General features: G+C 44.2%; 1 pseudogene. It reads right to left on the bottom strand.

What is annotated here, in order from left to right:
- Window positions 1–1,034, bottom strand: a pseudogene (locus KNQ13_RS15770) (IS3 family transposase); the annotation flags it as partial.

Raw genomic sequence — 1,034 nt, 5'->3', positions numbered from 1 at the left:
ATAATGGCACTCAAATAGGCCTTTTTTCCAACTCCATATTTGAACTCGGTGATATCCGTACACCATTTTTCATCTCGCCTAGAAGCACTAAAATCACGATTCATCAAGTTCTCTGCTGTATGTTGTGGTGTAGATTTCTTATGACCCTTTCGCTTCTGTCGGATGATCGACTTGATGTCATGAATACGCATCAAACGATGGATCCGTTTTTCGTTGTAGACAGGAAGATTATCTTCTCGGCGGCGGCGATTGATTGTCATCGTGATCCGACGGTATCCGTAGATCCCTCTCACTTGATCGTACAGTACTCGGATATCCTCTAGGAGGGTCTGGTTCTCTCGGTCACGCACCGACACGGTGCGGTTCAACCATTTATAATAAGCGGCACGTGAGACCTGTGCGATTTCACAGAGTAACACGATGGATGATGCTTCTTCTATCGCTAGTTCGTAGATGGCGACATATCGTCGTTGTAGCCGAATCTGACTGATTAATTCCTCCTCTCGATCTCCTTCAACTTTTTTAGGAACAGATTTTCAATACGAAGACGTTCGATCTCCCGTTCCATCTGCTGGAGACGACGCGTTAATCGTTCCGCCTCAGTCAGCTCTTCCTCCTGCTTCGTCCGCCCGCGTCGATCTTCGAGCCCCTCCATACCGTCGACATCATATTTTTTCATCCATCCATAGACTTGATGATAGGCGACATCAAATATCACGGATGTCTGTTTGTAGTTTCGTCCGTTTTGGAGACAATATTCGATTATTTCAATCCGTTCCTCTAAAGTTGTCTGTCTGCCTTTTGTCATAGCTTTAACCGCCTCTTTTCTAGAGTCTTTTAATTCGCTATGACTAGTATACTTTTTGATCCATCCATAAAAAACAGATGTGCTACTAATTTGATATTTTGAGAGGACTTCAAGCGCTGTAAACCCGTGTTCGAGATAATCACGGACAGCTGCTTGCTTTAGCTCTTTCGTATAGATTTTCAATGAAGAAGATTCCTCGAAAGAAGCCACTCCACCTGAATGCAAC

Origin of the sequence: Exiguobacterium sp. s128 (assembly GCF_018618815.1) — a bacterium.
In the GTDB taxonomy this organism is placed as follows: domain Bacteria; phylum Bacillota; class Bacilli; order Exiguobacteriales; family Exiguobacteriaceae; genus Exiguobacterium_A; species Exiguobacterium_A antarcticum.
Note: the sequence above shows the minus strand (reverse complement) of the source record. Positions and strands in the feature narration are given on the sequence as shown.